This is a genomic window from Asaia astilbis JCM 15831 (assembly GCF_000613845.1).
Taxonomy (GTDB): Bacteria; Pseudomonadota; Alphaproteobacteria; order Acetobacterales; family Acetobacteraceae; genus Asaia; species Asaia astilbis.
Window position 1 is genome coordinate 13,060 of record NZ_BAJT01000021.1, and the last position, 23,952, is coordinate 37,011.

Genomic DNA, 23,952 nt, shown 5'->3' on the forward strand with positions numbered 1-23,952 from the left:
GCCTGCCAATTCCCCTCGCAATACGGATGGTTTGGCAGTGCTGTCGAGGAGCCCGTCACTTTATCGAGACGATCCGAATTTCATCCCAGGAGCAGAAAATGCCAGCCAGAGCCTGTGTCAGCGCCACCGTCACCGTTCCCTCCGACAAGCATGCCGTGGGCAAGACGCTTTTGCACGATGTTGCCCTCAAAGCCCGTCGGGACCCCGGCTGCCTCAGATTCGTCGTGTACGAAAACAAGGAGAAGGAAGGGCATTTCTCAATCAATGAAGAGTGGGAGAACGATACTTTCCTTCAGGACCATCTGAAGCTCGATCACGTCGTCACCGTCTTCAGCGAGATCGAGAAAATCGGCGGCAAGATCGATAATACATGGTGCCGCGCCATCGTCTGACGGGCAGCGCGATCCCCGATCACGCCATAATTACGTTGGGGAGTGACGCCGGACCGGCATCCGGTGCGGCGTCGGCTCCTTACTCGGCAGGCAGAGTTGCGGGCAGTTCGTTGACAGTCACGACACGCCATACGCCGTTGATCCGCTCGATAATCGACAGTGACAGATTCTGGATCGAAAAGCGCAGTCCTGTATCGGGATGAACATTCAGCGCGTGCGACAATGCTGCACGAATGGCCCCGCCATGGCTCACCACAACCGTATCCTGTCCGGGATGACGGTCCGCCATTTCATCGAGAGCGTGGCCGACACGGGCACAGACGTCGAGCATGCTCTCTCCCCCGGGCGGCTGCTCGGAAGCTGACAACGACCAGAAATTATGGGCTGTCTGACGCAGCTTCAGGGGCAGCTCTTCATGAGGGAGATTATGCCACTCCCCCATCGACTGTTCTGTAAAACGGGGCTCGATGGTGAGGTTGCGCTCTCCATGTCCCGCGGCAAAAATTGCCTGCGCGGTATCATGCGCGCGCTTGAGCGGTGAGACGACCCATCTGGCCTGTTCCGGCAGCCGACGACCGAGCGCCGCATAATAGGGAACCTGCAAAGCGAGATGCTCGGTGCACAGCTCCACATCCATCGAGCCATAGACCCGCATCCGTGCAGAGGCTTCGACAATAGCGTGACGGATCAGCCAGAAGCGCGTCACGCCCGAAGGAAGCTGCATGGAATCGAGGAAATGTCCGTGGGCTTGCGCATCGTGCGACGAAACCGGGGTCGGCTGGGTCATGATACCAGAGACTTTCGCGATGAATGGGAATGGGGAGCATAACGCGGCACAGGATCGGCGTCTTCCAGAAGCGCCCAGTGCTCGAGAATGAGCGAGATCTTGTCAAAGACGCGACGGATATCGGCAAACTCGCGTGCAAGGCGTGTCTGATCTGTCAGCCCGGCATGAGAAGGCTCGCCCGAGACCAGCCTGGCCCCGGCACAAAGACGTAAGGCACCGGCATTTTCACCGCCCAGAGCAGGGTCAGGAACCGGGACCGGCTGTCCCAGATGGCAGAGCAGCTCTGCCAGAGGCTCACCCGGAATCCAGGGTGAAAGATCGGCATTAAGCCAGCGATGCAGACAGCGCGCGCGCTCGAGTGCCAGCGGGCTTCCCCGCCTCTGGGGATCTCCGACCAGAAAAGAGAAGACGGTCGCGACCTTATCCCAGGTTTCTCCACCCTCGATTTCGGAACGGTCGAGGTCGGGGATCGAAAGAAGTGTCAGCGCGGGATGGGCGGCAATAACCTCCCGTGCCGTTGCTTCAAAGCGCCGCAAAATCTGCAGGATCCGCGCACGAGGCACGGCCGCAAAGGCCTCACTCTCGGCAAGCGAGGCCTGCCAGCGCAGGGCCAGACCGAGATTTCCATCTCGCTGCAACACCTCGGGGGGGAGCGTCGGAGGCCAGTCACCCCGGTTGAAATAGGAGGTGAGCCCCTTGGGCAGCGCATAAGACGCAAGCGCTTCGCTCTGCTCCTGCGGAAGCAGAACCGCCCCACAGAAAGGAGGCCCGGTCAGGAATTTGGAGCCTGTGGTCATCACAAGCATTCCGGCTCGCACCAGCGCACCCACGCGCTCAGGGGCAAGACGCGCCTGACACGCATCGATCACCATCGTGATTCGGTCCGGATAAAGACCTGCCAGCTCTTCCATCAGCGCTTGCCCCGGCCCGACCAGCCCGGTTTTCGACATGTCGAGCTGATGCAGGATGACATGATGTCCCTGATCCAGCTCCTGCATCACGCAGCACCGTACATCTTCGTCAAGCGCCTGAGGATCACGAGGCGAGCCATCAGGATTGCGGATGGCAAGACCGAGCAACCGCGTCTGTGCGGGGAAGCCCTCGAGCGGCGCCGCCTTGTTCGCCGCAGCGCCAAGCGCGGTTTCCTTCGCAAAATGCCGCCCTCGCGCCGCAAGGGGCACGCCACTCCCTGTTTCGTCGGGAGCGATGAGGATGTTCGCGATCAGGGCGCCTTGCGCTCTCATCATGCCAATTGCCAGAACGGCCAGCTCGCAATCCGTCCCGGACGCTGCAAGGATGACATTGTCTTTCGAGCCAAGCCCATAGAGAGCCGCGAGGCCCTTTTTGACCGCCTGACAAGAAGACTCGCGAGCATGCGCCACTGACGCGCCGCTCAGCGCCTCAAGGACAAACGACCTTCTGGCTCGCTCTGCGCCTAGAAACCTCGCTCGGAGAGAGATGACGCCGTCGAAGATGAAAACGTGACGGCCCAGGGGCGCGGGCGATGGGAGCATCCATAACGATTGAGCCCGGTCTCGGGATCGACAATCAGGCGCTCATCGCCTCCCTCAGCCATCAGCAACTCAGCCGGGGCGAGACTGGACCAGAGGGGACACAGCCGGGCCAGCAAGCGATCGACCCCGACCGGTGAAACAGGGGTGTCAGGACAGAACTGGGTCAGATAGGGCCACAAAGCCGTTACGCGCTCGGCAGAGGGAGGCGCCTTCTGAGCGAACTCTTGCAGCCAATCCAGCCCCACGGGAAGAGGAGCAACCTCGCAATCGAGCTGATGGAAAAGCGCTGCGACACGGGCTGCGACAATTGCGGCCACCGGGCGATCCTCAACAGAAAGCTCCTGCAGAAGAAACCTCCATTCGAGCGCATAGCGCAGCAATGTCGGAGCCAGATCAGGGCGGTCGAAAGCAAGGCGCCCGAGAATGATCGCTTCAGCCGAGACTTTGAACGGCAGGGCAAGACGTGAAGAAAGATCGAACGCAGTCTGGTCGGACAGATTTTGCAGATCGGGTCGATCCAAAGCAGCAAACAAACGATCCGTCAGATTTCCTGCAAGCACGCGGCGCCATCCCGTTTTGAGAAGCGGGCCTTATAGCGCACACCGCGACCAACCCCAAATGACCGTTCGATCCTGGAGCCACCTCCCCGCTATACCCCGTACGGCAAGATCTCTTCTAAAACGCAGCGCCCTGAGAGGGAAAGGTCATGCCCCGCTCCATTATCCCTGAGAAAACTCCCCGCACCTTCATAAAAAAAGGGGGCCGAAGCCCCCCTTTTCCCAATCCTCGTTCTGACTGGGTCAGAACTCAGTTCTTGGCCTTGTCGACCAGCTTACCCTTGGCAATCCAGGGCATCATGCCGCGCAGCTTCTCACCGGTCTTTTCGATCTGGTGCACATCGTTACGCGCGCGGATGGCCTTGAAGCCAACGCCGCCCGACTGGTTTTCCAGAATGAAGTTACGCACGAACGTGCCGTCCTGAATATCGGTCAGAACGCGCTTCATTTCGGCCTTGGTTTCTGCCGTAACGATGCGCGGACCCGTCACATACTCACCGTATTCGGCCGTGTTCGAGATCGAGTAGTTCATGTTTGCAATGCCGCCTTCGTAGATCAGGTCCACGATCAGCTTCATTTCGTGCAGGCACTCGAAATAGGCCATTTCCGGGGCGTAACCGCCCTCGACCAGCGTCTCGAAACCGGCGCGGATCAGCTCGACCAGACCACCGCAAAGCACAGCCTGCTCACCGAACAGATCGGTCTCGACTTCTTCCTTGAAGCTGGTCTCGATGATGCCTGCACGACCGCCGCCATTGGCCGACGCATAGGACAGAGCGATATCGAGCGCCTGACCGGTAGCGTTCTGCGCAACCGCAACCAGTGACGGCACGCCGCCCCCCTTCTGGTACTCGGAACGCACGGTGTGGCCGGGGCCCTTGGGAGCAACGAGCAGCACATCGAGATCGGGGCGCGCTTCGATGATGCGGAAATGGATCGACAGACCATGGGCGAAAACGAGAGCTGCACCCTGCTTCAGGTTCTTCTCGAGCGACTCCTTGTAGAGCGCGCCCTGACCTTCATCCGGCGTCAGGATCATGACGACATCGGCCCAGGCAGCAGCGTCGGCAGGGCTCATGACCTTGAAGCCAGCGCCTTCAGCCTTGGCAACAGCCGAGGACTCGGGACGCAGGCCGATGACCAGATCGGTCAGGCCGCTATCCTTCAGGTTGTTGGCATGGGCATGGCCCTGGCTGCCGTAACCGATGATGGCAACCTTCTTGCCCTTGATCAGGCCCAGATCACAGTCACGATCGTAATAGACGCGCATCAGAAAGACTCCTCGATGGATTGAAAGACTTCGGTACCGCGGCCGATGGCGGCGATTCCGGTCCGGGACACTTCCGCCAGACCCAGCGGTTGCATCAATTCGACGAAAGCATCGATTTTCTCGGCGCTTCCGGTCAGTTCGAAAACAAAAGACCCTGCCGTCGTATCGACGGGATGGGCACGAAACGCCTGGGCAATCCGCATTCCTTCGGTCCGCATCTCACCCTTACTGACCACCTTGACCAGCGCCAGCTCCCGCGCGACATGCGGACCGCATTCCGTCAGATCACGCACGCCATGCACCGGTATAAGCCGGGCAAGCTGCGCCTTGATCTGGGTAATCACCATTTCGGTGCCAGAGGTCACGATGGTGATGCGCGACAGGTGGCGCACGGCATCAATGGCAGAAACGGTCAGGCTCTCGATGTTGTAGCCACGCCCTGAAAACAGACCGACGACACGGGCCAGAGCTCCGCTCTCGTTTTCGATCAGAACCGCTATGACGGCTCGCTGAATATCCTGTGCCATCAGACCAGCATCATGCCTTCCTGGGTGATCTTCGCTGCATTGGCCTCCTGATCGGGGCCGAGCAGCATCTCGTTATGCGGAGCGCCGGACGGAATCATCGGGAAGCAGTTTTCATCCTGCGCCACACAGATATCCGCCACAACCGGTCCATTATGGCGCAGCATCTCATCGATCACGCCATCCAGCTCACCCACGCAGGTGGCTCGTAGTCCCTTGCCATGGAATGCCTCTGCCAGACGGATGAAATCGGGCAATGCCTCGCTGTAGGACTGCGAATACCGCGAGCCATGCAGCAATTCCTGCCACTGACGTACCATGCCCATATAGCGATTGTTCAGGATGAACAGCTTAACGGGCAGGCGATACTGCGCCATCGTGCCGAGCTCCTGAATGTTCATGAGCGTCGATGCTTCGCCGGCGATATCGATCACCAGCGCATCCGGATGCGCCACCTGCGCCCCGACAGCTGCGGGCAAACCATAGCCCATTGTGCCCAGCCCGCCCGAGGTCAGCCAGCGGTTGGGCTTGTCGAACTGAAAGTGCTGCGCGGCCCACATCTGATGCTGGCCCACTTCCGTGCTGACAAAGGTGTCGCGTCCGAGAGCCTGCGTCGCTTCGTACAAACGCCGAACGGCATATTGCGGACGAATGATGGCGCTCGGTGCCTGATCCTGCACGAAACCGAAGGAGTCCAACGCACGCCAGCCTTCGATCTGTGCCCACCAGGGCGACAGATCCTGCCCGTCACCGTCCCAGGCCGCCAGAAGCGCTCGATCGTCCGCCCGACATCGCCAACCAGAGGCACGTCGATGCGGATGATCTTGTTGATCTGCGACGGATCGATATCCGCGTGAATCTTGAACGAGTCAGGAGAGAATGCATCGACGCGGCCCGTCACGCGATCATCGAAGCGCGAGCCCAGAGCAATCAGGACATCGCAACCATGAGTCGCCAGATTGGCCTCGTAGCTGCCATGCATGCCGAGCATGCCGAGGAACTGACGATCGGTTGTCGGGAAAGCACCCAGACCCATCAAGGTCGACGTGACGGGGAAATTGGTGCGTCGCGCCAGCTCACGCAGCGCCGCGGCAGCCTTGGGCCCCGAATTGATGACACCGCCACCGGTATAGAAAAGCGGGCGCTTGGCGCGCTTCATGGCTGCAACGGCCTGACGGATCCCCTCGGCATCCGCATCCAGCGTGGGGCGATACGGGCGATGCAGACGCCCCTCACCCGGCGCAGGAAGGGGCGCGTTGCCAACCGAGATGTCCTTGGGCAGATCGATCAGCACGGGGCCGGGGCGACCGCCCGCAGCAACCTCAAAGGCCTCACGCACGATCGGCGCCAGATCCTGACCACGGCGGACCAGATAATTATGTTTGGTCGCGGGGCGCGTGATGCCCGTCGTATCGGCTTCCTGGAACGCATCATTGCCGATCAGCGCCGTCGGCACCTGACCACACAGGCAGATGAGCGGGATCGAATCCATCAAGGCGTCAACCAGACCGGTCACGGCATTGGTCGCACCGGGACCGCTGGTGACCAGAACCACACCGACCTTGCCAGTTGAGCGCGCATAAGCCTCAGCCGCGTGAACCGCAGCCTGCTCGTGGCGCACCAGGACGTGGCGGATATGCTCCTGCTTGAACAGCGCATCGTAGATAGGCAGCACCGCGCCACCGGGATAGCCGAAAATGACTTCGACACCCTGCTCCACAAGCACGCGCAGGAGGACCTCGGCACCGTTAAGCGGCGTTGTCGAAGTTTTTCCGGTCTGCTGTGTTGACGCGTTCATGTGAGCGCACCCCTTTCATTGAGCGGGCGGGTTTATGCCTTGTCTGCCGTTTCGTCAATGGCACTTTGTATGAAAGTTGCTATATTTTCGAATTCTCTTTTCGAAAGTTGCGCATCCCTGCCATATCTTTGCAAGGAAATCATGCAATCCTGCTCTGCGCCCAAGGCATGGTGGTTGAACCACGTGGCCTGACGCCTCGTATACTGCCCTGTCGCGATAACAGCGCGATGGATAGCCTCGTCCAGAGTAAGCGTTCCTGCAAGGGTCGCGCTCAATTCAGGCACGCCATGCGCACGCATGGCAGGCAAGGCCGGGGACAGCGCACGCGCGACAAGTCGCTCGACTTCCGCCAGCGCGCCCAAATCGATCATCTGCGCAAATCGCTCTGCGATCGCGGCCCGCAGGATGTCGCGCGGGGGATCGAGCCTCACGGAAACAAAGCGGCAGGGCGCGGGTGGCAAGCCCGGCTGGCTACGCCAGTAAACAAGCCCCTGCCCCGTCCCTCGCAGCACTTCGAGCGCACGCGCCACTCTCTGACCGTCACTGGGACGCAGGGTCTGCGCGGTCTGCGGGTCCTCACGCATCAGAAGGGCGTGAGCGGCCTCGCTTCCCTGCTCCGCGACGAGCGAACGTGCGGCCTCACGCGCTGCATCACCCGGCTCCGGCACCTCGACCAGCCCGTCCAGCAACGCTCTCAGATACATCCCTGTGCCACCACAGAGGATGGGCATGCGTCCCTGCGGCCAGGCTGACTGCATCTCGGTCAAGGCGGCCTCGCGCCACCAGGCGACACTGCCCGGCTGGGCCGCGTCAAGCACGCCGTAAAGGCGGTGGGGGACACGTGCCTCATCGGCCGCGTCGGGGCGGGCCGTCAGCACATGGAGATCGGCATAGACCTGCATGGAATCGGCATTGATTACCGTTCCGCCGAAATGTTCGGCGAGAGAGAGGGCCAAAGCCGACTTGCCCGAACAGGTCGGCCCCGCCACAATAAGGGCGATCGGGGCATCAGCCATTGCGTCTTACTGTCCCAGACGTTTTTCTTTGATGGGCCAAGATGACCTTACCTTACGCTCTCGTTCTCGTTACCGACCCTGCACAGGGCACCCTGTCCAAAGATGCCATCGACATCGCGCGGAACATGGTCAAGGGCAAGGACCCTGTCGTTCTTTCTGCGGGCGAAGCGTCGAAATACCCTGCCCGACGCCCGCCCCCGGTGCACCGACCATCACGACCATACGCGCAACCCTTGCCCGGCATAAGGTCGATGCGCTGCTCGTCAAAACACGCGGACGGCGCAAGGCCGTGCTCGTGGCCGACATGGACAGCACCATCCTCGATGGCGAGAGCCTCGACGAAGTTGCCGCCCTCCTCGGCGTTGGGGATGACGTGGCGCAGCTGACGCTCGACAGCATGAACGGCAAGCTCGATTTTGAAGAGAGCCTGCGCACACGCGTCGCCCTGCTCGCCGGCAAGTCGACACAGTGCCTCGAGGAAGTCTGGCAGAAATCGCAGCTCAATCCGGGCGCCCGCACGCTGGTGAGAACAATGAGCGCCCATAACGCCCGTACCGCGCTGGTTTCGGGCGGCTTTACCTTCTTCACCAGCCGCGTGGCCGAAGCCTGTGGCTTCGATGAGCATTACGGCAACGAGTTCGACATCGAGAACGGGCTGTTCACAGGAAAGCTGGCAGCCCCTGTGCTCGGCCCGGAGAGCAAGGAAGAACATCTGCAACGCCTGCTGGACGAACGCGGCGTGAAGGCGTCAGCTGCCCTGACCACTGGTGATGGCACCAACGATCTGCCCATGCTCGCCGTGGCCGGTCTGGGCATCGCCTATAAAGCCAAACCCAAAGTGCGTCAGATGATCGAGATGCAGGTCAATCATTCCACCTTGCGGGCGCATCTCTTCGCTCAGGGCTATCCCGCGAGTGCCTTTGTAGACTGAGGGCTCTAAGCCTCGGTCCCACAGCCCGGAGAAGGACGGATCCCTTTCCGGGTCATTGAGACTCTCAGGGAATAAAGATCGCCTCGATGGACAGATTGAAGGCTTTGGCTATGGCGAAAGCCAAAGGCAGACTTGGGTCGTAGCGCTCATTTTCGATGGCGTTGATTGTCTGACGCGATACGCCGAGGATCTCAGCAAGCGCGTTCTGGCTCAGCCCCTGCGACAGGCGCAATTCACGCATCCTGTTCTTCATCGATACTTCCAGCATGAGACAATCATACCGGCAACCCACAGGGCCGCCATGATCGGCCAGACGGCAAAGGCCCGAAGATGAGGCAAACCGGCGTCTTCGGCAAAGCCCCAGCCAAAGGTGATGAGAGCTGTCCCAAGAAACGAGAACGCAATCGCGTCGAACTGCACGCGGCGCTGCAATTCATCCATCCTGTTTAGTCCTCGCAGGATAGCCCAGGCCATCGCAATCGCGCCAATCATCGGCACCATGCTGAGGGCATAGAGTGCGTACCCGGCTGGGTGAAACCCGTCGGCAATCCAGTTCGCGGCGAGAAGTAACGCGCCATAAAGCACCGAAGCACTCAACAGCTCTAATCCAAAACGCTTGTGATCGAACATGACTCCCGCCTCTGTAAAGTGTCCTTTACACCCTATTGCAGCCAGAAGGGTGTAAAGCAAGCTTTACATGCAAGATGACGTCATATTCTCACACGAAATTTTCAAACTGAGTGACGGCCCTCTAGCGGTTCAGGGCAAAGCCCGGAACCGCTGAAACCTCACTGACAATCCGAGGAAATGGCATCACCCTGAAGGCTGCGATCAGCAAAGTTCTGGGCTTCGCTCTCCGCGGCGTTCAGAAGCGGGGAATGCTCGACGCGGTAATGGTGAACACTCACAACCGTTCCAGCTGCACAGAGATCCTGCTTCAGTTTTTCCTGCTGGGCAGGCGGTATCTGCGAATCATTGCTGGCAATGCCCAGCATGACGGGAGACGTCAGAGCGAGCGACGGATAACGTGCCCAGTTCAGCGCAGGGGCGAGCGCCTGCTCGGCGTCGGGCTGGAATGTGTTGTCAGGAGTCAGGCCAGCATGCTCGACAGCGCCAAAGAAGTCACCACGACACAGCTCGGTCGCCTTGCGATAATAGGGGAGCGCACGAGGCTTGAAGGCCCGTGATGCATCGAAGCCAGGATCGGCTGAACCGAGGGAGGCCCCGAGCAGGAGGCCATAAACCACACCCGGTGCAAAACGGCGGGCGCCACGCGGCTGATTCAGAATATGGCCGGAATTGCTGTCGAAATACGGAGCCCCCAAAGCGATCGTGCCTTTGATCTGGAGGCTCGGCGCATAGCTTTTCGCCAGCGCTGACGCCGCCAGCACCGCTTGTGCGCCCTGATCGTGACCCAGCAAAACGACATGACCGCTCAACGACGAAAAGCGGCGACGGGCAGCGCGCACGGAGTCGAGCACCGCCATGCCTTCGGATTTTGCGTGCAGATAAAGGGCGGCGCCGGGCTCTCCGAGACCCGGATAGTCTGTCGCGACGATCGCGTAACCTCGACGAAGCCAGCGGGAATAGAAGCTGGCTTGCGGCCCGCCAATCCCCATGACGGAAGGCGCACAGGTGAGGCCGATCCCGCTTGTTCCATGCGCCCATGCCAGAACGGGCCAGCCACCTGCGGGCGGGGCCCCACGGGGGATCATGACTTCAGAGGAGACGGCAACGAGATGCGTGGGATTATGCGCGTCGGTGCTGCGATAGGCCATTCGATAGGTCGAGCCTGCAACCGGCGCGTTCTTCTGTTCAAGCTTGATGGCTTGCCCGGCAGCAACGGGGGTAAAGCGCGATTCGGCATCTTCGTCAGCATTCATGGCGCAGGCGCTCAGAATACCGGCACTCACGGCAATAGCGGAAAAAGCCATCAGGGCAGTAAAAGAACGCATCGGACCCCAGTCGTCGAAGGCAAAAACAGGTGACCCTTAACGCAGTGAACCAGCCCGGGTTCGGCATCACCCAAAAAACCCTGACAGGAGGGCCATTATGCCCCAAAGGGTTTCCTCTCGAGACGCGAAGCGCAGGCGAGCGAGCACAGGAAGCATTAATCCGCAGCGGCGGAAGAAACAGCTTTCACCCGAACGTGAAGCTTATCATCCGCAAAGGGAATATTTTTTCCTTTAATAAAGTCAAAAGAGAATATTATTTTCTTTGATATCGGTTTCAGCTTGAGAGCGGTCTGCCGGTCGAAACGCCTGAAGCTGTAACAACGACCTCTCTGAAAACCGGGAGAGGGGCCGAGCCCGGTGCTATACCTGCCGCGTCGGCCGAAGGTCCATCGACCTTGGACCGGATGCACGAAAGAGGAACACGAGTATGAGCAGTCTGATCCAGCATCACATCAACGGATCTCTGACCGACGGTCATGGCCAGGAGCGAGGCAAGGTGTTCAACCCCGCCACAGGAAAAGTCACAGCGCAGCTCGCGCTCGGCAACACCCATGACGTCGATGAGGCTGTCGCTGCTGCGAAAGCTGCCTTCCCCGGCTGGGCGCAGACAACACCGCTCGCCCGTGCACGCGTGCTCTTTCGCTTTCGCGATCTGATCGAAAAGCATGCCCGCGATCTGGCCGCTGTCATCACCGCCGAGCACGGCAAGGTTCTGTCGGACGCGCTCGGGGAAGTGACGCGCGGGATGGAAGTGGTCGAGTTCGCAACCGGTGCGCCGGAGCTTCTGAAAGGCGAGTTTACCGAGCAGGTCGGGCGCGGGATCGATGCCTGGTCGATGCGCCAGCCGCTCGGTGTCGTTGCCGGTATCACGCCTTTCAACTTCCCGGTCATGGTGCCGCTTTGGATGGCCCCGATGGCACTGGCCTGCGGTAATTGCTTCATCCTCAAGCCTTCAGAGCGCGATCCCTCTGCCTCGCTCATTCTGGCCGATCTGCTCAAGCAGGCAGGCCTCCCCGACGGCGTGTTCCAGGTTGTGCATGGCGACAAGATTGTGGTCGACGCTCTGCTCAAACACCCGGATGTGCAGGCCATCAGCTTTGTCGGCTCGACCCCGATTGCCCGCTACATTCACGAGACCGGTGTGGCGCATGGCAAGCGAGTGCAGGCACTGGGCGGGGCCAAAAACCACGCTGTGATCATGCCTGATTGCGATCTCGACAAGACGGTCGATGCCCTTATGGGAGCCGCTTATGGCTCAGCCGGTGAACGCTGCATGGCGATCTCGGTGGCGGTTGCCGTCGGACCCGTTGCCGATACGCTGATTGAAAAGCTGATCCCCAAGGTCAAGGCGCTCAAGATCGGCAACGGCACGGAAGACGCCACCGAAATGGGGCCGCTGGTGACACAGATCCACCGTGAAAAGGTCGCGTCCTATGTCTCGATTGGCGCGGAAGAAGGCGCCACGCTTCTGGTCGATGGACGCGATTACAAATCGCCCCAGCATCCGGAAGGTTTTTTCATCGGCGGGTCGCTTTTCGACCATGTCACACCTGAAATGCGGATCTACCGCGAAGAGATTTTCGGGCCTGTTCTGGCCGTGGTGCGCGTGCCTGACTTCGAAGCCGCACTGAAGCTGGTCAACGAGCATGAATTCGGCAATGGCACCGCCATCTTCACCCGCGATGGCGATAGCGCCCGCAGTTTCACACACCGCGTGCAGGCCGGCATGGTCGGCGTTAATGTGCCCATCCCCGTGCCGATGTCTTTCCATTCCTTCGGTGGCTGGAAGGCGTCGCTCTTTGGTGACCATCACATGCACGGATCAGAGGGAGTTCGTTTCTTTACCAAATACAAGGCTGTCACCTCGCGCTGGCCGACCGGCATCCGTCAGGGTGCCGATTTCGTCATGCCGACCCTCGGTTAAAACACGAGAACGGCATGCTGCGCCGTAAAACAGCCCCAAACGGGCGCGAAGTTCCACCTTCGCGCCCGTTTTGCGTTCCGGCGCTTTGCGCAAGTCGGAACTCGGGCTATGTCCCATGACCAGAACTGGAACACCGCGCCAAACCGGAGGATATCCCATGAGCGACACCATGCCAGACCGTCTGAGCGCCACACCGGGTAGCCCGTTTCACAACGAAGCGCTGCTGGAAAAAGGCATCGGCATCCGTTTTAATGGCGAAGAGCGCACCAATGTGCAGGAATACTGCATCAGCGAAGGCTGGGTTCGTCTGGCTGTTGGCAAGACGCTTGACCGCAAGGGCAACCCGATGACGATCAAGGTTTCCGGCACGGTCGAGGCCTGGGTCAAGGGCCCCGAAGGAGAGACCGCCGGGGAAGCCGGCAAGGAGTAAACCCATGACGCCCACACGGATCATCATCGACACCGATCCCGGTCAGGACGACGCCGTTGCCATTCTTCTGGCTCTGGCCTCCCCCGAAGACATCACGGTTGAGGCGATCCTGACAGTGGGCGGCAATAGCGGCATTGCCAACACCACGCGCAATGCCGCTGCCATACTGGAACTGGCCGGACGCGCCGATATTCCGCTCCATAGCGGTTGCGACCTGCCTCTCTCGCGCCCCCCCGTGCGAGCCGAACACCTTCATGGCGAGAGCGGGCTGGATGGCGCCGATCTGCCACGTCCGGTCAAACAGGCAGACTCTCCCCATGCGGTGGAGTTTCTGATCGAGACCCTCCGTCACGAGCCGGAGGGAAGCCTGACAATCGTCACACTCGGCCCGATGACCAATCTGGCGACCGCACTTCAGAAGGCGCCCGATATCGCACCTCGCATCAATCGCGTGGTGTCCATGATCGGCGCGTGTTTCGAAGGCGGCAATATCAGTCCCAATGCCGAGTTCAATGCCTATGTCGATCCTGAAGCCGCTGCCATCGTGCTGGCTTCAGGAGTGCCGACCGTCATGCTACCGCTGGATGTGACGCATCAGGTGCTGACCACGCCGTCACGCCTTGGGCGGATACGCGCCATCGGCAACGCTGCCGGGCGCTGCGTAGGCGGAATGCTCGGGTTTTCGGAGCGATTCGATCTCGAAAAATACGGCTGGCCCGGTGCGCCTTTGCACGACCCCTGCACCATCATGTGGCTTCTGCGTCCCGATCTGTTTCAGGGCCGTCAGGTCAATGTCGAAATCGAAACGCAGAGCCCGTTATCGGCGGGTCAGACCGTCGTGGATTACTGGAGCGTGACAGGCCGCCCCGCCAATGCGCTCTATCTACGCGATGTCGATTCAGACGGATTCTATCAGGTTCTGACAGAACGCCTGTCGCGCCTGCCCTGAGAATGACGCTCCGGGCCGCAACCCGGAGCGCTTATCTTACCAGGCGAAGCCGATCGTGCCCTGGGCATTGCGACGTTCGCCGTAATAGCAGAATTCCTGCCCATAAGAGGCGTAAGCAAGGCAGTTGCTCACGTAGTTCTTGTTGAACAGGTTGCGCACGCTGGCGCCCACGGTCCATCCCTTGAGGGACTTGGACATATTGGCGAGATCGTAACGCAAAGACGCGTCGAACAAGGCGTATTGGGGCACTTTCACGCTGCCATAGCTAGCTTCACCCCCATAAGCCGAGGCCGAATAACGCATGCCGGCTCCGAGACCGAGAGATTTGAAGCGCCCCTGCGGGATTGTGTAAAACCCGAACAGGGAAGCATTGCCCCGCCCGGACTGGATAAGCGGTTTACCGGTTGAATCATCCTTGACGCGCTGCACGCTCACGGCCGCATCAACCGTCAGATTATGCCAGCTGTCGATATGAGCCTCGAATTCGAAGCCATCGGAATGCACAAGGCCGTTTTGCACATTGTAAATGGTGTTGGGCACGGCAACGAGCACGTTGGTCTGCTCGATATGAAAGCCTGCCGCTGTCAGCAGGATCGGCGTACCGGGCAACTGATATTTCAGCCCCCCTTCAAGCTGCTTGCCAATCGACGGGCTGGCCTGAGCCGTGGTCCTGCCGCCATCGGTCAAGACTGCCCCGGTCTGCGGCTGAAACGACGTCGCGTAACTGATATAGGGCGCGAGACCGAACTTGAAATGATAGAGCCCGGCTGCGCGCCAGGTGATCTGGCTTGGGCTCTGCTTGGTGTTCGACGGTGACAGATATTCGATCTGACGCGACCGGAACCAGTCATTACGCAGGCTCCCAGTCAGAACCAGCCCGCCCCAGTGAATCTCATCCTGACCGTAAAGGCCGATCTGATGTGAATTGACCTTGTAGCGCGCATAAGTCGTCAGCGGATCGATGCCCATGTCGTAATTCGGCGCGAAGACATTCAGATCGGGTGCATTGCTCGACCCTGCTGTCTCGTCGGCCCATTGTTGCTGATAGTCGAAACCCGCCATCACCTGATGGGTGAAAGGGCCGGTACGCAGCTTGCCGTGGAACCCGCTGTCGAAAGCGAGATTATGCGTGTGCTCGGTCGTCCCGAAACCATAGCGCGGCAACATGCCACCGGCGTTCCAGAAGCCGGCGTTATAGACGCTTCGATATTGGGTCTTGATGTCGTCATAACGACCACGGGTCGAAAAGCTCCAGTCGTTATTGAAACGATGGGTGTAAATATAGGTGAAGGCACCGTGCTTGCGGTTGAACTTCTCGAAACGCGCGTCCCCGTCATAGAAATTACGCGGCAGGTAACCACCGAATGGCGCAGGTTTCAGGGATCCTGCGAGCGGCACGCCACCATAAGTACCCGCTTCGGGATCGTACTGATAATTGCCGATCAAAGTGAGCGTGTCAGGCCCGTTCCCGCCAAAACTGACAGTCGGTGTTGCGGAGAAACGACGGCTTCCCGTACGGCTCAGCTGGGTATGCTGCCCGTTGATCGTTCCGTAGAGGCGATAGCGGATCGACCCGTCTTTGGTCGCGTAGCCCCCCATATCGGCGTCGACACGATACAGATCGAACATCCCGCCCGTTGCGTTGATCGAGCCGTAAGAGGCCTTGTCGATCGGGGTCTTGCTCGAAAGAGCAACAAGGCCACCGGGACTGGACTGACCATACAGCGCTGAAGACGGTCCCTTGAGAATTTCCAGACGTTCCAGACGTGACGTGTCGATCTGCGCGATGGCATAGCCGGTCGGGCTGTCCTGCAGACGCAACCCGTCGAGAAACTCGGGAATGGTAAAGCCACGCAGCTGGAAAAGGTCGTAGCGCGTGCCGACACCGCCGCGCAGATCCGGCGTGATCCCCGCCGCATAACGAATGGCCTGATTGAGCGTCAGAACACCCCTGATATCCATCTCGTTGCGCGTTACGACAGTGACCGATTGCGCTGTCTCGATTAACGGCGTGTTCGACTTGGTTGACGATGAGGCCAGGGTTGCGCCTTTCTGACCGTGAACGGTCAGCCGCTCGACGTTTTTCGCCCTGGCTGACGCTGCAGCCCGGGGAACAGCCTGGCTGGACGCGATGCGCTCGCCGGGCTGGGCCTTCTCACTCTGATGTTTTTCCTGCGCCCCTGCGCTCCCCGCCATCAAGGCGGTCAGAGAGACGCACATCGCCAGACCGAAACGGGTAAAATCCGCACGCATAGAATTGTCCTGCCGTTAAAAACCGGCAGACGATTAGCGTTACTGCGAGTCATTCGCAATTTAAGTTAATGACCTATTACGTTTATCGCACGTCGCTGTGGCGCAAATATCACCATACCGTTATGAACCGTTAGAGAAACGGCTATACCCCGAGGTCTCCCAGCATCGCGCGAACCTTCTCGGCAACAGCGCGTCCCAGAGCGGCATTATTTTCTAGGGTGAAATGGACACCATCGCATCCGTCCGTGGTGAGATGCCGCCCTGCATCGAGAAACCCGACATCTTTCGCCTTCGCCAGGGCCGCATAATGCTCTGGCAATGAGGCAATCTTCGATGCAGCCCCCTCACTGAACTGTGCAGCAAGCCAGCCACCCGGAATTGTGCCCAGCGGCGGTGGCGCGACAATCAACATGCGTGGCGCCGGATAGGCTGTGCCGACACCTCCGGCACTGCCCTTCACCTGTCCGACCAGCTTTGCCATCCCGAGTGCAATGTCGTGAGGCGTGCGTCGATAGGCTGCCTTGGCGTCATTCGTGCCCAGCATGACAATCACAAGATCGAGCGGCAAATGGCTGGCCAGCGCTGTCGGCAGATAAGCCGACCCATCAAGACGGGAGTCGTTGGGATCCGTGATCGACGTCGTGCGAGCACTCAGCCCTTCTTCGACCACGCGATACGAGCTGCCAAGAAGGCGTGCCATGACGCCAGTCCAGCGCTCGGTGACGTCGTAGCGCGTCGTCGGCGTCCCCTCCTCGACCGGTTTCCAGCCCCAGGTCAGGGAATCACCGAAACAAAGGATATGACGAGGGGTCATGTCACAGCTCCTGAAAGGGGATGAAGGCCAGCCCCGCATCGGGATGCTACGGCTTGTCGAGCTGTAACAGAACCCCTTTTGAAGATCTGTCCGGTGACGAGCAGAACGATCCAGCGAGCTCCGCGGTCATTGTATGAAATTATGTTACCTTCTTGATACTATTTTTATTCCAAAATAAACTGACGAAATTGAAACGAAATTGCCCGGAAGGGCCCTTTTGTAAGGACGGGTTATGAACCTGCTACGCTCCTTGTCGCGCCGTTGTCGCAAATCTGTTGCGACCGGCGCGCTGACCCTGATTGCCTCTGCGGCAGTGCATAACTCAGCGCACGCGCAGATTTCCGTGTTCAAGTCAGCGTCGAGCCCCTGGCTGCAGGACATCGTCCTTACCGGTCTGCTCGAGGGCGGTATCACGGCCAACCCGGCTCGCCCGGATAACGGCGTGGATTTCGGCAACTTCTTCGGTAACCGCGCCAATCAGCCGCAGTTGAACCAGGTCGATCTCACCCTGACCAAGGCGATCGATTCCACGAAGCAGGACTATCAGGTGGGCTTTGTGCTGCAGGGTCTCTATGGCTCCGATGCGCGCTACTACCATCTGCTCGGCGTTTCCGACACCTTGCTGCGTTCGCGGTATCAGATCATCCCTGCACAGGCTCATGTCGATGTTCATGCCCCCTGGTTCACCAAAGGGGGACTCGATATGCAGGCAGGCATTCTGCAGGCGCCTATGGGCGTCGAGGTTCTGGACCCTACTGTGCGGCCTTTTTATACGCTGGCCTACACGTCTCAGTATTCCGTGCCGTTCGAACATCTTGGGGCCATGTTCCACTGGCATATCTCACCGATGTTCGACTTCAATTTCGGTGTCGATACCGGAAACCAGACAACGTTCGGCAAGCGCGACAATAACAATGCTGCCGCGGGCTATTTCGGCTTCAACGTGAACGGCCTCGCCAACGGCAAGCTCAACATCGTCGAACTGTCTCGTGTCGGCCCTGAAAATGCCGTGGCTGTTCTCGGCCCGCGCGCCAATACGGCGCAACGCTGGTGGAACGATCTCTCTGCCTATTACACGGTCAACGACAAGCTTTCCCTGACCGGAGAATTCAATTTCCTCCATGATGACGGTCTGCGCGCCGAGACATGGAGCGTCGTCACCTTTGCTGCCTACAAGATTACCCCGAGCCTGACCTTCAATTATCGCGGAGAGCTTTATCGCGATAACACCGGGCTTTTCGTTGCAAGCTTCCTGACCAACCAGTCCTATATGGACGCCCTCGCCGGAAACTATGCCCCGTCCGAGACGGCTGCACCCACCACTTATGGTGCGCTTACACTCGGTGTGACCTACAAGCCCGATCTCGGTCACGGCATCCGGGTTTTTGCCTTGCGTCCCGAAATTCGCTTTGACCGGTCTCTGAATGGCACATCGCCCTTCAACAACAACCGTAACACCGGTGTCTTCACCTTCGGTGGCGATGCGATGATCGGTTTCTAAGGCCTCTCTGACCTCAAAACAAAAAAGCGCGGCTCTTCAAAAAGGAGCCGCGCTTTTTGATGTCTGCCTCGTTTCAGAGGGCCGACAGCAACCCGTCCACGTCACGCGCCTCGGTCGCCCAGCAGGTCACCAGCCGGATCAGCACCCCATCCAGGCCGGGCGGGTTGGTCCAGCGATAAAAGCCGTAGCCTTGCTCTTCCAGAGACGCCACGATCACTTCGGGCAGGACCACGAACACCTCATTGCCCTTCACCTCAAACGGCAGTGCCGCAGCAGGGTGTCGACGCAACCCGTGGGCCAGACGTTGCGCCATGGTGTTGGCATGAGCCGCATGACGCAGCCAGAGATCGTTTTCGAGAAGCGCATGTATCTGGGCGCTCAGATAACGCTGCTTGGACCAGAGATGACCACCGCGCTTGATCCGGCGTAGAAAATTCTTCGCCAGATCCTCACGAAAGATCACGACTGCCTCGCAGCCATGGCGCCGTTCTTTGTGCCGCCGAAGCTCAGCATGTCGAAGCCGGCCCGCCAGCTCACATCGGCAGGGCGGCACCCCAGAGCCGCAATCGCGTTGCCGAGACGGGCCCCATCCAGATGGGTGTTCAACCCGGCCTCACGGGCTCGCGCTGTCAGCCCCTGGAGATGATCGAGCGTGTAGACCGTGCCCCATTCCGTACTCTGCGTCAGGGACAGGGTTTGGATCGGGCTCGTATGCACGCCGTGACCTTCATTGGCGGTCAGCGCGCGATCCAGATCCGCAACATCCATGCGCCCGTCGGCGGAGGGGATCGGCACCAGCTTGGCCCCGTGCATGAAAAATTCCGGAGCGCCGCCCTCATCATTGGCGATATGGGCACTCTGATCGCACACGACAGCACCGAACGGGTCTGTTGCCGCCGAGAGCGCCAGACTATTGGCCGCCGTCCCGGTTGCGACAGGAAAGACCCAGGCATCGTGCTCGAAGACATCTTTCACGAGCGCTGTCAGCGCGGCAGTTGCAGGATCTTCGCCATAAGCGGCAGCCGAACCATGATTGACGCGCTCAAGCGCCGCCATGACTTCCGGACAGACTGGCGCGATGTTGTCACTCGCGAAGTTCTTGCGTATTGCCTCAGTCACTTACGTTCCTCACTTTGTTATCAGGCCGCGCCGCGAGTCTTCGCCCGAGTTGGCCCCCTGCAACAGGAATCCCCCCGCATGAAACACGATCCGGCGCTGTCAGGAAAGATCATCGACGGCAAGGCCATTGCCCGCAGCCTGACGGATCGTGTCAAAGCCGAAGCCGAGGCGCTGCGAGAGCGCACAGGTAAAATCCCGGGTCTCGCCGTCGTGCTTGTCGGCAACGATCCTGCAAGCGAGGTCTACGTCAAGAACAAGGCGATTCAGACGCACCGCGCCGGAATGCGCTCTTTCATGCATATGCTACCAGAGACGACAGATCAGGACGAATTGCTGGATCTGATTGCGCGTCTGAATGCCGACCCGCAGATTCACGGTATTCTGGTGCAGCTGCCTCTGCCATCCCAGATCGACCCGATCGTCGTGACCAATGCCATTGCCCCCCATAAGGATGTCGATGGTCTGGGCGAGGTCAATGCCGGACGTCTGAGCCTCGGCATTGACGGGCTCGTTCCTTGCACGCCGCTGGGCTGTCTCATGCTCATCAAGGAAACGCTCCCCACCCTGCGCGGCCTTCATGCCGTTATCATCGGCGCGTCCAACCTCGTCGGCAAGCCCATGGCTCAGCTCCTTCTGAAAGAAGGCTGCACTGTCTCGGTCGGCCATATCGACACGCGCGATACCCGTGCGCTGGCCCTCGAGGGCGATATTCTTGTGGTCGCGACAGGCAAGAACGGCCTGGTTCGAGGCGACTGGATCAAGCCCGGCGCCACCGTGATCGATGTTGGGATTACCCGCATCTCCCTGCCGGATGGCAAGACGCGTCTGGTTGGCGACGTTGCTTTCGATGAGGCTGCGCCAATTGCAGGCCACATCACGCCCGTTCCCGGTGGCGTCGGCCCCATGACCATCGCCTGCCTGCTGCACAATACCCTGCAGGCGGCCCGTCAGGTCCTGGAGCCTCACAGCGCATGACCCGCATCGCTATCGAGCTTATTCCGCGCGACGCAGACAATCTGAATGCCGATCTCACACAGGTTCGGCAGATTGCCCCCGACATCAGCACCATCAATCTGCCCGATCTGCTGCGCCTGCCTTGCGTGCATGGGAGGGGGCCGCCCTTGCCCGTGCTCAGGGATTTACCGCAATACCGCATATCCGGGCGATCGACATCGCGCCGGACGCGCCCCTGCCCTGCGCCGAGCAGGAAGGTATTGAGGAAATTCTGGTCGTTGCGGGCGACCCGCCCCCGGACGAGACGCACCGCGTCTGGCCCAACAGCTCAGCGCAGATCATTGCGCGCTATCAGCGGGAAGCGCCCCATCTGAAAGTCTATGCAGCTTTCGACCCTTATCGGCGCGCGCCCTGGCAGGAACTCGAAGACGTCAAGCAAAAGCGCGACGCGGGCGCTGCCGGTTTTTTCACGCAGCCTCTCTTCGATCGGCGCATGTTCGACCTCAGCGCCTCGTGGCTGGAGGATGATTGCGTCTTCTGGGGGATCTCTCCCGTGATCGGTCCGAAGTCACGGGCTTATTGGGAAAGGGTCAATCACGTGGTCTTTCCCCGTGACTTCGACCCCAGTCTGGACGCGAACGTGGCTTTTGCCAGAACGCTGCTGACCGATATCCGGGCACTGGGTGGCAACGCCTATCTGATGCCGCTGCGTGTCGCCCTTGACGCGTATCTGGCTCCCCTGAGCAATCTTCTGAAAAGCTGATCGCTTCAGAGGACGTCACCCGCCGATCAATGGCGGGGACATCTTCAGCCCCGCAAAATCTCACGGAACACGACTGCGCCCCAGTGAGTAACATCGTCTTGGTCACGGCCTCACGAGGAAAGGCCGTTCTCTGAGAGATGCAGGGAGAGAACCCTGCATCCTGAGCATTCAGCCTTCGCTGTCGTCGTCCTGCTCTTCAGGAGTCGTCATCAAAGCTTCCGCAACGACACCGGATTGTTCGCGGATACGACGCTCGATGTCCGCAGCCATCTCGGGGTGGTCGCGCAGAAACTGCTTGGCATTTTCCCGGCCCTGACCCACGCGGGTGCTGTCATATGAGAACCAGGCACCGGATTTCTCGACGATATTGGCTTTCACACCCAGATCGATGAGTTCGCCGACCTTGCTGATCCCCTCGCCATACATGATGTCGAATTCGACCTGACGGAAAGGCGGGGCCATCTTGTTCTTGACCACCTTCACCCGGGTCTGGTTGCCAACGACCTCGTCACGGTCCTTGATGGAACCGATACGACGGATATCCAGACGCACCGACGCATAGAACTTCAGCGCATTTCCGCCGGTTGTCGTCTCGGGATTGCCGAACATCACGCCGATCTTCATCCGGATCTGGTTCAGGAAGATGATCATGGTGTTCGAGCGCGAGACGGTGCCGGTCAGCTTGCGCAGTGCCTGGCTCATCAGTCGGGCATGAAGACCGACATGGCTGTCGCCCATATCGCCCTCAAGCTCGGCACGCGGCACGAGAGCTGCCACAGAGTCGACTACCAGCACATCGACAGCGCCTGAACGGACGAGGGTATCGGCAATTTCAAGCGCCTGCTCACCGGCATCGGGCTGGCTGAGCAGGAGATTGTCCACGTCCACGCCCAGCTTGCGGGCATAGCCGGGATCGAGCGCGTGTTCGGCATCGATGAAAGCGCAGGTACCGCCCTTTTTCTGGGCCTCGGCAATGGCGTGCAGGGCCAGTGTCGTCTTGCCCGAGCTTTCCGGGCCATAAATCTCGACGATGCGTCCACGCGGCAGGCCACCGATCCCAAGACCGATATCCAGACCGAGCGAGCCGGTCGAGATCACATCGGCCTGCTCCTTGGGGCGCTGCCCCATACGCATGATCGAGCCTTTGCCGAAAGCACGTTCGATCTGACTCAGTGCACCCTCGAGTGCTTTCGTCCTGTCTACGCTCATGTCCTGTCCTCCGCTCCCGCCAGTTTTGCCGAACTCCGTAGGTACGGCAATCGGGCACAAGGCGATTCGTGTTATTCGTTCACTTTTGTTCTGGGGAACATATCATGATCATCCCCCATTGCACAAGGGGGCTGAACGAAAAATGCCCCCTCCGAAGAGGGGGCATGAGACATACCTCAGATCAGTTATTCACGCTGCCGACCGAGAGGCCGCCGCCACGTGGATCGGTGTCACCGTGACACTGACCGCTTGAGCAGAGCGACGCGTTGACGCGGCCCTGCCCTTCATGGGGCACCTCTGCACCGGAGATCGCCGCATGTGTTGCGGCTGCCAGCGCATCGGCAGCGCCGTTCTGGCCAGAGCTGGCCAGAGCGCCGACGAGATAACCCCGCCTCTGCACAATGGCCGCAGAAAGCAGCGGTGCCGGATAACGGCCCGGGGCTGCCGCAAGCAGAACGCCCGTGCCATCCGCGATACGCCCGGTCCCGAACAGATTATTATCGGTCAGGGCGCAGGCGACAGCCCCGCCCTTATTGTCTGTCACGACGAAAGAGGTCGATGCTGGCAGAGCTGGCAGCGAGCCCGACCGGCTGGATCCCGAATTGATCAGGGTCTGTGCTGCGCTCAACAGGGCATCGCCACTCAGACCATGACGGTCTTCGCTCCGCCAGGTGGACACGGCAGCCTGAGCCGACCCGCCTGACTGGAAGGCCGAGGCCGCACCGAGACCGCCATCTGCTGGGGGCGGAAGGAAGGAGGCCGTATAACCGTTCTGTTCCACCTGAAGAGCCGCGAGCTGCATCGGCATTGCGGCGCGCATCGACGCCGTCGACAGGCCGCCACCGGCCTTGTTGGCGCCATCAACGAAAATACCGCCAAGAGCACCGTTATACAGGTCGCCAACGCCAAGATTGGTCATACGCTCAAGGAAGCTTGCCAGCTGGGGCTGAACCAGCGCGTCGCCATTCTGAAGTGGGGTTCCATCCGGACGGCTGAAAACGGTACGCGCGGCATCGTCTGCAAAGAGCGCTGTTTGAACGGCAGCGATATCCTGAGCCAGAACGCGACTGACGGTCGTTCCGCTGCGTGCAAGGCGGACGGACGGGCCGAGCAGATCGGCAAATTCGACGGTGCCATAGCGGAGCTGCATGGTGAACAGCCCGCGCGGGGTCATGGGAATCGCAGCCTGACGCGTGGACACCGTTGCAGGCCCCGCTGCCGGCAGGAAGACAAAACGCCTGAGGCGCCTCGCTGCCACGGCTGACCAGACAGGCCCCCGCCGCCGCCAAGAG

The 23,952-nt window shown here is 60.1% G+C and carries 23 protein-coding genes and 2 pseudogenes; 8 read left to right on the plus strand and 17 right to left on the minus strand.

Going from position 1 to position 23,952, the window contains the following annotated elements; all coding sequences use genetic code 11:
* Positions 1–98: 98 nt before the first annotated feature.
* Positions 99–392 carry a putative quinol monooxygenase gene (locus tag JCM15831_RS22025; RefSeq protein ID WP_025824711.1) on the plus strand — a complete coding sequence of 98 codons (294 nt, stop codon included), beginning with the start codon at positions 99–101 and terminating at the stop codon, positions 390–392.
* 79 nt (positions 393–471) lie between these two features.
* On the opposite strand, the gene JCM15831_RS13850 is transcribed toward JCM15831_RS22025, so the two are convergent.
* The 8 genes and pseudogenes from JCM15831_RS13850 to JCM15831_RS23715 all read right to left on the minus strand — a co-directional run bounded on the left by JCM15831_RS13850 (position 472) and on the right by JCM15831_RS23715 (position 8,164).
* Positions 472–1,179: a histidine phosphatase family protein gene (locus JCM15831_RS13850; RefSeq protein WP_025824712.1), complete on the minus strand. Its 708-nt coding sequence runs from the start codon at positions 1,177–1,179 to the stop codon at positions 472–474.
* Entirely contained in the window at positions 1,176–2,561 is a 1,386-nt protein-coding gene (locus JCM15831_RS19330; protein ID WP_051528547.1) for a hypothetical protein, read from the minus strand. Before JCM15831_RS19330 ends, JCM15831_RS13850 begins: the two co-directional genes overlap by 4 nt.
* A 53-nt stretch (positions 2,562–2,614) precedes the next feature.
* On the minus strand, positions 2,615–3,253 hold the full coding sequence (locus tag JCM15831_RS21675; protein WP_051528548.1) for a hypothetical protein: 639 nt from the start codon (positions 3,251–3,253) through the stop codon (positions 2,615–2,617).
* A 247-nt stretch (positions 3,254–3,500) separates the two neighbouring features.
* Positions 3,501–4,520 carry a ketol-acid reductoisomerase gene (gene ilvC / locus JCM15831_RS13860; protein ID WP_025824713.1) on the minus strand — a complete coding sequence of 340 codons (1,020 nt, stop codon included), beginning with the start codon at positions 4,518–4,520 and terminating at the stop codon, positions 3,501–3,503.
* A complete protein-coding gene (gene ilvN, locus JCM15831_RS13865) occupies positions 4,520–5,047 on the minus strand; it encodes an acetolactate synthase small subunit (RefSeq protein ID WP_025824714.1) in 528 nt (175 codons plus the stop codon). The genes ilvC and ilvN overlap by 1 nt, the downstream gene beginning before the upstream one ends.
* Positions 5,047–6,842, minus strand: a pseudogene (ilvB, locus tag JCM15831_RS19335) (biosynthetic-type acetolactate synthase large subunit). Before ilvB ends, ilvN begins: the two are co-directional and overlap by 1 nt.
* A 32-nt stretch (positions 6,843–6,874) precedes the next feature.
* Positions 6,875–7,858 carry a tRNA (adenosine(37)-N6)-dimethylallyltransferase MiaA gene (miaA, locus tag JCM15831_RS13875; RefSeq protein WP_025824715.1) on the minus strand — a complete coding sequence of 328 codons (984 nt, stop codon included), beginning with the start codon at positions 7,856–7,858 and terminating at the stop codon, positions 6,875–6,877.
* Between the two features lie 129 nt (positions 7,859–7,987).
* Complete coding sequence (locus JCM15831_RS23715; protein WP_306301856.1) at positions 7,988–8,164, minus strand: hypothetical protein; 177 nt, start codon at positions 8,162–8,164, stop codon at positions 7,988–7,990.
* On the opposite strand from JCM15831_RS23715, the gene serB reads away from it, so the two are divergent.
* Complete coding sequence (gene serB, locus JCM15831_RS19340) at positions 8,163–8,789, plus strand: phosphoserine phosphatase SerB (RefSeq protein ID WP_306301857.1); 627 nt, start codon at positions 8,163–8,165, stop codon at positions 8,787–8,789. The genes JCM15831_RS23715 and serB overlap by 2 nt on opposite strands.
* A gap of 64 nt (positions 8,790–8,853) precedes the next feature.
* Here serB and JCM15831_RS13885 read toward each other — a convergent pair whose 3' ends face one another.
* The 3 genes from JCM15831_RS13885 to JCM15831_RS13895 all read right to left on the minus strand — a co-directional run bounded on the left by JCM15831_RS13885 (position 8,854) and on the right by JCM15831_RS13895 (position 10,744).
* A complete protein-coding gene (locus JCM15831_RS13885) occupies positions 8,854–9,042 on the minus strand; it encodes a helix-turn-helix transcriptional regulator (RefSeq protein ID WP_025824716.1) in 189 nt (62 codons plus the stop codon).
* Complete coding sequence (locus tag JCM15831_RS13890) at positions 9,039–9,419, minus strand: hypothetical protein (RefSeq protein ID WP_025824717.1); 381 nt, start codon at positions 9,417–9,419, stop codon at positions 9,039–9,041. The genes JCM15831_RS13885 and JCM15831_RS13890 overlap by 4 nt, the downstream gene beginning before the upstream one ends.
* 158 nt (positions 9,420–9,577) lie before the next feature.
* Positions 9,578–10,744, minus strand: coding sequence for an alpha/beta fold hydrolase (locus JCM15831_RS13895; protein ID WP_025824718.1), 1,167 nt, complete (start codon positions 10,742–10,744; stop codon positions 9,578–9,580).
* Positions 10,745–11,171: 427 nt separating this feature from the next.
* Between JCM15831_RS13895 and JCM15831_RS13900 the strand changes: the two genes are divergently transcribed.
* The 3 genes from JCM15831_RS13900 to JCM15831_RS13910 all read left to right on the plus strand — a co-directional run bounded on the left by JCM15831_RS13900 (position 11,172) and on the right by JCM15831_RS13910 (position 14,047).
* Complete coding sequence (locus tag JCM15831_RS13900) at positions 11,172–12,668, plus strand: CoA-acylating methylmalonate-semialdehyde dehydrogenase (protein ID WP_025824719.1); 1,497 nt, start codon at positions 11,172–11,174, stop codon at positions 12,666–12,668.
* 157 nt (positions 12,669–12,825) lie between these two features.
* Positions 12,826–13,098 carry a DUF3297 family protein gene (locus JCM15831_RS13905; RefSeq protein ID WP_025824720.1) on the plus strand — a complete coding sequence of 91 codons (273 nt, stop codon included), beginning with the start codon at positions 12,826–12,828 and terminating at the stop codon, positions 13,096–13,098.
* A 4-nt stretch (positions 13,099–13,102) separates the two neighbouring features.
* Positions 13,103–14,047, plus strand: a complete 945-nt coding sequence (locus JCM15831_RS13910) for a nucleoside hydrolase (protein ID WP_025824721.1) — start codon at positions 13,103–13,105, stop codon at positions 14,045–14,047.
* Positions 14,048–14,083: 36 nt separating this feature from the next.
* Here the strand turns inward: JCM15831_RS13910 and JCM15831_RS13915 are convergent, their stop codons facing one another.
* Positions 14,084–16,300, minus strand: a complete 2,217-nt coding sequence (locus JCM15831_RS13915) for a TonB-dependent siderophore receptor (protein WP_025824722.1) — start codon at positions 16,298–16,300, stop codon at positions 14,084–14,086.
* Positions 16,301–16,442: 142 nt separating this feature from the next.
* Positions 16,443–17,114: an SGNH/GDSL hydrolase family protein gene (locus tag JCM15831_RS13920; RefSeq protein WP_025824723.1), complete on the minus strand. Its 672-nt coding sequence runs from the start codon at positions 17,112–17,114 to the stop codon at positions 16,443–16,445.
* Positions 17,115–17,346: 232 nt separating this feature from the next.
* On the opposite strand from JCM15831_RS13920, the gene JCM15831_RS13925 reads away from it, so the two are divergent.
* Positions 17,347–18,615 carry an outer membrane beta-barrel protein gene (locus JCM15831_RS13925; RefSeq protein ID WP_025824724.1) on the plus strand — a complete coding sequence of 423 codons (1,269 nt, stop codon included), beginning with the start codon at positions 17,347–17,349 and terminating at the stop codon, positions 18,613–18,615.
* A 73-nt stretch (positions 18,616–18,688) separates the two neighbouring features.
* Here the strand turns inward: JCM15831_RS13925 and JCM15831_RS23720 are convergent, their stop codons facing one another.
* Together JCM15831_RS23720 and JCM15831_RS23725 are read right to left on the minus strand one after the other, a co-directional pair.
* Positions 18,689–19,078 (minus strand): hypothetical protein, encoded by a 390-nt coding sequence (locus JCM15831_RS23720; protein WP_306301858.1) that lies wholly within the window; start codon positions 19,076–19,078, stop codon positions 18,689–18,691.
* Positions 19,075–19,734: a threonine aldolase family protein gene (locus tag JCM15831_RS23725; RefSeq protein WP_306301859.1), complete on the minus strand. Its 660-nt coding sequence runs from the start codon at positions 19,732–19,734 to the stop codon at positions 19,075–19,077. The genes JCM15831_RS23720 and JCM15831_RS23725 overlap by 4 nt, the downstream gene beginning before the upstream one ends.
* Positions 19,735–19,812: 78 nt before the next feature.
* Between JCM15831_RS23725 and folD the strand changes: the two genes are divergently transcribed.
* A complete protein-coding gene (folD, locus tag JCM15831_RS13935) occupies positions 19,813–20,709 on the plus strand; it encodes a bifunctional methylenetetrahydrofolate dehydrogenase/methenyltetrahydrofolate cyclohydrolase FolD (RefSeq protein ID WP_025824725.1) in 897 nt (298 codons plus the stop codon).
* Positions 20,706–21,451: pseudogene (locus JCM15831_RS19355) on the plus strand (methylenetetrahydrofolate reductase). Before folD ends, JCM15831_RS19355 begins: the two are co-directional and overlap by 4 nt.
* A 168-nt stretch (positions 21,452–21,619) precedes the next feature.
* On the opposite strand, the gene recA reads toward JCM15831_RS19355, so the two are convergent.
* Entirely contained in the window at positions 21,620–22,660 is a 1,041-nt protein-coding gene (recA, locus tag JCM15831_RS13945) for a recombinase RecA (protein ID WP_025824726.1), read from the minus strand.
* 181 nt (positions 22,661–22,841) lie between these two features.
* On the minus strand, positions 22,842–23,952 hold a 1,111-nt coding region (locus JCM15831_RS19360; protein WP_156938911.1), incomplete at its 5' end, for a gamma-glutamyltransferase.

Coding starts and splice junctions, on each gene's coding strand:
- JCM15831_RS13925 (WP_025824724.1), top strand. CDS start 17,347: ATGAACCTGCTACGCTCCTTGTCGCGCCGTTGTCGCAAATCTGTTGCG.
- ilvN (WP_025824714.1), bottom strand. CDS start 5,047: ATGGCACAGGATATTCAGCGAGCCGTCATAGCGGTTCTGATCGAAAAC.
- ilvC (WP_025824713.1), bottom strand. CDS start 4,520: ATGCGCGTCTATTACGATCGTGACTGTGATCTGGGCCTGATCAAGGGC.
- serB (WP_306301857.1), top strand. CDS start 8,163: ATGGACAGCACCATCCTCGATGGCGAGAGCCTCGACGAAGTTGCCGCC.
- recA (WP_025824726.1), bottom strand. CDS start 22,660: ATGAGCGTAGACAGGACGAAAGCACTCGAGGGTGCACTGAGTCAGATC.
- JCM15831_RS13890 (WP_025824717.1), bottom strand. CDS start 9,419: ATGTTCGATCACAAGCGTTTTGGATTAGAGCTGTTGAGTGCTTCGGTG.
- JCM15831_RS13850 (WP_025824712.1), bottom strand. CDS start 1,179: ATGACCCAGCCGACCCCGGTTTCGTCGCACGATGCGCAAGCCCACGGA.
- JCM15831_RS13910 (WP_025824721.1), top strand. CDS start 13,103: ATGACGCCCACACGGATCATCATCGACACCGATCCCGGTCAGGACGAC.
- JCM15831_RS23715 (WP_306301856.1), bottom strand. CDS start 8,164: ATGTCGGCCACGAGCACGGCCTTGCGCCGTCCGCGTGTTTTGACGAGC.
- JCM15831_RS13905 (WP_025824720.1), top strand. CDS start 12,826: ATGAGCGACACCATGCCAGACCGTCTGAGCGCCACACCGGGTAGCCCG.
- JCM15831_RS13900 (WP_025824719.1), top strand. CDS start 11,172: ATGAGCAGTCTGATCCAGCATCACATCAACGGATCTCTGACCGACGGT.
- JCM15831_RS13915 (WP_025824722.1), bottom strand. CDS start 16,300: ATGCGTGCGGATTTTACCCGTTTCGGTCTGGCGATGTGCGTCTCTCTG.
- folD (WP_025824725.1), top strand. CDS start 19,813: ATGAAACACGATCCGGCGCTGTCAGGAAAGATCATCGACGGCAAGGCC.
- JCM15831_RS13895 (WP_025824718.1), bottom strand. CDS start 10,744: ATGCGTTCTTTTACTGCCCTGATGGCTTTTTCCGCTATTGCCGTGAGT.
- JCM15831_RS13920 (WP_025824723.1), bottom strand. CDS start 17,114: ATGACCCCTCGTCATATCCTTTGTTTCGGTGATTCCCTGACCTGGGGC.
- miaA (WP_025824715.1), bottom strand. CDS start 7,858: ATGGCTGATGCCCCGATCGCCCTTATTGTGGCGGGGCCGACCTGTTCG.
- JCM15831_RS22025 (WP_025824711.1), top strand. CDS start 99: ATGCCAGCCAGAGCCTGTGTCAGCGCCACCGTCACCGTTCCCTCCGAC.
- JCM15831_RS13885 (WP_025824716.1), bottom strand. CDS start 9,042: ATGAAGAACAGGATGCGTGAATTGCGCCTGTCGCAGGGGCTGAGCCAG.